The organism is Actinokineospora pegani (assembly GCF_009745975.1).
GTDB lineage: Bacteria > Actinomycetota > Actinomycetes > Mycobacteriales > Pseudonocardiaceae > Actinokineospora > Actinokineospora pegani.
Genome location: NZ_WHOL01000069.1, coordinates 1 through 5,492, shown reverse-complemented (window position 1 = coordinate 5,492; position 5,492 = coordinate 1). Strand labels below are relative to the sequence as shown.

The 5,492-nt window shown below is 72.9% G+C and carries 3 protein-coding genes and 1 pseudogene; 1 reads left to right on the top strand and 3 read right to left on the bottom strand.

The window, feature by feature from the left end; translation table 11 throughout:
• Positions 1-288: 288 nt before the first annotated feature.
• From GCL84_RS10570 to dxs, 3 genes are read right to left on the bottom strand one after another with little or no spacing between them, the layout of a single operon-like run.
• Positions 289-1,419 carry a sensor histidine kinase gene (locus tag GCL84_RS10570; protein WP_156755243.1) on the bottom strand — a complete coding sequence of 377 codons (1,131 nt, stop codon included), beginning with the start codon at positions 1,417-1,419 and terminating at the stop codon, positions 289-291.
• Positions 1,416-2,087 carry a response regulator transcription factor gene (locus tag GCL84_RS10565; protein ID WP_156755242.1) on the bottom strand — a complete coding sequence of 224 codons (672 nt, stop codon included), beginning with the start codon at positions 2,085-2,087 and terminating at the stop codon, positions 1,416-1,418. Before GCL84_RS10565 ends, GCL84_RS10570 begins: the two co-directional genes overlap by 4 nt.
• 57 nt (positions 2,088-2,144) lie before the next feature.
• Positions 2,145-4,058, bottom strand: a complete 1,914-nt coding sequence (gene dxs, locus GCL84_RS10560; protein ID WP_156755241.1) for a 1-deoxy-D-xylulose-5-phosphate synthase — start codon at positions 4,056-4,058, stop codon at positions 2,145-2,147.
• A gap of 174 nt (positions 4,059-4,232) precedes the next feature.
• Between dxs and GCL84_RS10555 the strand changes: the two are divergent.
• A pseudogene (locus GCL84_RS10555) lies at positions 4,233-5,492 on the top strand (hypothetical protein); the annotation flags it as partial.

The following is a 5,492-nucleotide window of genomic DNA, read 5'->3' as shown; positions in this document are numbered from 1 at the left end:
GTACTCGGGGACCCGAACCAGGGTGTGATCGACAGGCACGGTCGTGCGGTGTCCTCGCGTTCGAAACGCTTCCACGCCCCGATCTCCGCGGCCACCATCACCACGCACGACCCCCACAACCCACACGCCGGACTAAGTAAGTGGCATTGACCACTGGGGGCGTCCCGATGCCCATTCTACCGGCTTCACCCGATCGACACCCCGAAGTCGATCTTGCCTGTGGACAACTCCACAGCGGTCCCCAAGCGCGTTCTCACGACGTCAGGGCGCTCTCCCCCCGAACCCGGCTCAGGTCGCGGGCAACGTCACCGTCACCCGCAGGCCGCCACCGGGCACAGGCGAGGCGGACACGGTGCCGCCATGGGCCCGGGCCACGGCTCGAACGATCGACAGCCCCAGCCCCGTGCCGGTGTGAGCGGTGCGGTTGACGCCACCGCGGCGGAAGGGTTCAAAAAGCTCAGGGACGCGCTCGGGGTCGATGACGGGGCCGGAGGAGGCGACCTCCAGGGTGTTCCACTGGGGACCGGAGCCGGTGGAGGCGGTGATCCAGCCGCCGTCGACGTTGTGGCGGACGGCGTTCTCCAGGAGGTTGCCCGCGACCCGTTCCAGCAGGGCGGCGTCGCCGTGGACCATGGCGTGGCCCTCGTCGAAGGTGGCGGTGATGCGCCTGCGGCCCGCCTCGGACCTGGCCGAGTTCCAGGCGCCCGCGACGACGGTGGCCAGGTCGACCGGGCCGGTGGCGCCGACGCCGAGGCCGTCGGTGCGGGCGAGCACGAGCAGGCCCTCCACCATCTGGCCCGCGCGCAGGGTGGCGGCGCGCACGACCTCGGCCATCCGGCGCAGCTCCTCGACGTCGGCGTGCGGGTCGGCCAGGGTCACGTCCAGCTCGGTGCGGATGACCGCCAGCGGGGTGCGCAGCTCGTGGCTGGCGTTGGCGACGAACTGGCGCTGGGCGGAGAACGCGGCCTGCAGGCGCTCGAGCATCGCGTCGAAGGTGTCGGCCAGCTCGGCCACCTCGTCGCGGGCGCCGCGGTGGCCGATGCGCTCGCCCAGCGACTCCACCGACAGCCGCTGCGCGGTCGCGGTGACCTCGTGCAGCGGGCGCAGCACCCGGCCGGTGATCACCCAGGCCAGCAGGGCCGTCGCGGTCACCACGCAGACGAACGCCACCGAGCCCGCCAGCAGCACCCGGTCCCTGGCGTCCTGGGCGAGGACCTCCGCCAAGCGCTCTGCCTCGACCCGGACCCCGTTGACCACCACTGTCGTGCCCGAGGGCAGCGACGGCACCGAGGCCACCACCGCCCCGGCCAGCAGCCAGGCCAGCCACAGCAGCAGCACGCTCACCGCCGCGGCGAGGCTCGTGGTGAGCAGGGTGATGCGGGCCCGCAGGCCGTGGCCGCGCCTGCGCGGGGCGGTCACTCGGTCGCGGAGGCCGGGATCCGGTAGCCGGACCCGACGACGGTGTCGATCACGCCGGGCTCGCCGAGCTTCTTGCGCAGGGTCATCACGGTCACCCGGACCGTGGTGGTGAACGGGTCGGCGTTCTCGTCCCACACCCGCTCCAGCAGCTCCTCGCTGGACACCACGGAGCCGCGGGCGGCCAGCAGCACCTCGAGGACGCCGAACTCCTTGCGGGTCAGCTCCACCGGCTTGCCCGCCCTGGCCACCGTGCGCCGGGCCGGGTCCAGCTCGACGTCGCCCGCGACCAGCACCGGCGGCGTCACCGGGGTGGCGCGCCTGGCCAGCGCCCGGACCCTGGCGACCAGCTCCGGGAACGCGAACGGCTTGGCCAGGTAGTCGTCGGCGCCCAGCGACAGGCCCTCGACCCGGTCGGCGACGGCGTCGCTGGCGGTGAGCATGAGCACCCGGGTCAGCGCGCCCGAGGCCACGATCTCCCGGCACAGCTCGTCGCCGTGCATGCCGGGGAGGTCGCGGTCCAGGACCACCACGTCGTAGCGGGTGATGGTGGCCTTCTCGTGCCCCTCGTCGCCGTCGAGCGCGACGTCGACTGCCATGCCCTCGCGCCGCAACCCGCGCGCCACGGCCTCGGCCAGGGGCTCCTCGTCCTCAACGATCAGAATCCGCACACCACAACGGTGCCACACCCGGACGCCGGGCGTCCGACGTGGGCAGACGGCGCGCGGTCAGGCGTTGTCCGAGACCGGGTCCGAGGCGCTCTCGGCGTGCCCGAGCAGGCCCGAGGCCCAGCCGGTGACCCGGCGGGCCACGTCCTGGGCGGTGAGGCCGAGCCGGACCAGGACCTCGTCGCGGCTGCCGTGCTCGTGGAACTCGTTGGGGATGCCCAGGTCGCGCAGCGGCACGTCGACGTCGTTGTCGCGCAGCAGCGCGGCCAGCGCCCAGCCGAAGCCGCCGTGGCGGCCGGAGTCCTCCACGGTGACCACCAGGCGGTGCCGGGCGGCCAGCTCGACCAGGTCGGTGGGCACCGGGGCCACCCAGCGCGGGTCGACGACGGTGACGCCGATGCCCTGCGCGGCCAGCCGCTCGGCGGCGGACAGGCCCAGTTCGGCGAACGAGCCCACCGTCACCAGCAGCACGTCGGCGGAGTCGGCCTCGCGCAGCACGTCGACCACGCCCACCCGGCGCACCGCGGTGATGTCCGCGCCGACCTTGGCCTTGGGGAAGCGCAGCACCGACGGGCCGTCGTCGATGATCACCGCCTCGCGCAGCTCCTCGCGCAGCGTCGAGGCGTCGCGCGGGGCGGCGATGTGCACGCCGGGGATGACGCCCAGGATCGACAGGTCCCACATGCCGTGGTGGCTGGCGCCGTCCGGGCCGGTGATGCCCGCGCGGTCCAGCACGATGGTCACCGGCTGCCGGTGCAGGGCGACGTCCATGAGCACCTGGTCGAAGGCGCGGTTGAGGAACGTGGAGTAGATCGCGACGACCGGGTGCAGCCCGCCCATGGCCAGGCCCGCCGCCGAGGTGATGGCGTGCTGCTCGGCGATGCCGACGTCGAAGACCCGCTCGGGGAACCGCTCGGCGAACGGCGCGAGGCCGGTGGAGCGCAGCATGGCCGCGGTGATGGCCACGACGTCCGGGCGCTGGGCCCCGATCTCGGCCAGCTCCTCGGCGAACACCGACGTCCAGACCTTGCCCTTGGTGGTGCGCGGCTTGCCGGTCACCGGGTCGATCGGGTCGGTCTGGTGCATCTGGTCGAGCACGTCGTTCTCGGCCAGCGGGTAGCCGTTGCCCTTGCGGGTCACCGCGTGCACGATCACCGGGCCGCCGAAGTCCTTGGCCCGGCGCAGCGCGCCCTCGAGGGACTCGAAGTCGTGGCCGTCGACCGGGCCGAGGTACTTGAGGCCGAGGTCTTCGAACATGGCCTGCGGGCTCAGCGCGTCCTTGATGCCGCGCTTGGCCGCGTGCAGGGCCGAGTAGAGGGGCTTGCCGACGACGGGGGTGCTCTGCAGGACCCGCTTGCCGCCCTCCAGCGCGCGCTCGTAGCCGGGGCTGGTGCGCAGCGAGGTCAGGTGGTCGGCCAGGCCGCCGATGGTCGGCGAGTAGGAGCGGCCGTTGTCGTTGACGACGATGACGACCGAGCGGTCGGCGCCCGCGGCGATGTTGTTCAGCGCCTCCCAGCACATGCCGCCGGTCAGCGCGCCGTCGCCGACCACGGCCACCGCGCTGCGGTTCTCGCCGCGCAACTGGTAGGCCTTGGCCAGGCCGTCGGCGTAGCTCAGCGCCGTGGAGGCGTGGCTGTTCTCGACCAGGTCGTGCTCGGACTCGGCGCGGCACGGGTAGCCGGTGATGCCGCCCTGCTGGCGCAGGTCGTCGAAGTCGTCGCGGCGGCCGGTGAGCAGCTTGTGCACGTAGGCCTGGTGGCCGACGTCGAAGACGATCGGGTCGTGCGGGGAGTCGAACACCCGGTGCAGCGCGATCGTGAGCTCGACGACACCGAGGTTGGGGCCGAGGTGGCCACCGGTCCTGGTGACCTTGTCGACCAGGAAGGATCGGATCTCCACCGAGAGCCGGTCGAGTTCCTCGTGGGTCAAGCGCCGCAGATCAGCCGGTCCGTTAACGGACTCGAGCAGGGTCACCCTGTCGTCACCTCGTCCTATCGTCGGTTCGCAGGTCCAGCTTTCGGCTGCCGGTCACCCGTCGGCCCGTCGGTCAACCCAGTCTACGGATGGCCGCCGAACCGACAGCGCGAGGCGTGCGACACATGACCCGATCCATACAGCCGCGTCACCCGATTTGCCTATCCTCTTGTGGTGCCCATCGCCTTCGACACCACAGGCCTGCGCCAGGTCGACCGGACGAGCTGGCAGGTGGCCGGGTCCGACGACCTGGTCGTGCTGACCTACTTCGACCTGGTGCCGGACCTGCCCGCCGCGCTGGACGACCTGTCCGGCCTGCGCCGCGCGATGGCCCTGACCTGCGCCGGAGACGGTGGGACGCTGGTCGAGGCGTGGGTCCTGCTGGTCGACACCTCGCCCGCGCTGTTCCAGATCGTGCGCATCCCGCACCCCACGCGCGCGGGCGAGCTGGTGTACATCGGCAGCTTCATCCTGCCCAAGGCGCAGTGCAGCGCCGTCCTCAAGCTCCAGGCCCCGACCGGTCCCGACGGCGAGGCGCGGGACCGCGCGGTGGCCGAGCGGCTGGGTGGCCACAACATCGGCCAGCACCCGTACGCGCCCGGGTTTCCGCAGGTCACGGTCTATGCGAGCGATGACGCACAGTGGGACAGCCGGTTCCCCAAGCACCCGTTGACCCGCATCCGCTCCTGGGCCCGCCACATCGTCGCGACCGCCAGGGTGCACCCCGGGTTCGCGAAGCTGCCACCGTTCCGACGGCTGGCCCTCGGCCCATCTGAACGAGCGATCCCCCAACAGCAGGAGATCGTCACTCCCAGTAACGTTCCGACCCAGGTCGTCCACCGCCGCCCCGCCGAGCCCGCCCCCGGCCAGGCGACGACGCCCGCGCACCCCCTTCCCGAGCGCCCCACCAGCGACAAGACGCCTCCGACCAACCCGACCGAGGTGCTGACCCGCCTGCCGCGCGACCAGCAGGCAGCGGCGGGCCAGGAGCAGGCCAGCCCCGCTCCCGCCCCGCCCGCCGCGGAAGCGACAGCCCACGCTGCCGCCGAACAGGCGCGGGCCCCCGAGGAGACGGCCGCCGCTGCCCAGCAAGCAGCAGCACGCACCGCCCCGGAAGAGGCGGCAGCCGAACAAGCACGCGTCACCGAGCAAGCGGCTGCCGAGCAGCGAGCGGCCATCGCCGAGCAAGAGGCCGCCGCGCGGGAAGCCGCAGCCGCCGAACAAGCACGCATCGCCGAGGAGACGGCCGCAGCCCAGCGGGCAGCGATGGCGGAACAAGCGCGCGTCGCCCAGGAAGAGGCGGCAGCCCAGCAAGCGGCAGCCGCCGAACAAGCGGCAGCCGCCCAGCAAGCGGCCATCGCCGAGCAAGAAGCCGCCGCGCGGGAAGCCGCAGCCGCCGAACAAGCACGCATCGCCGAGGAGACGGCCGCAGCC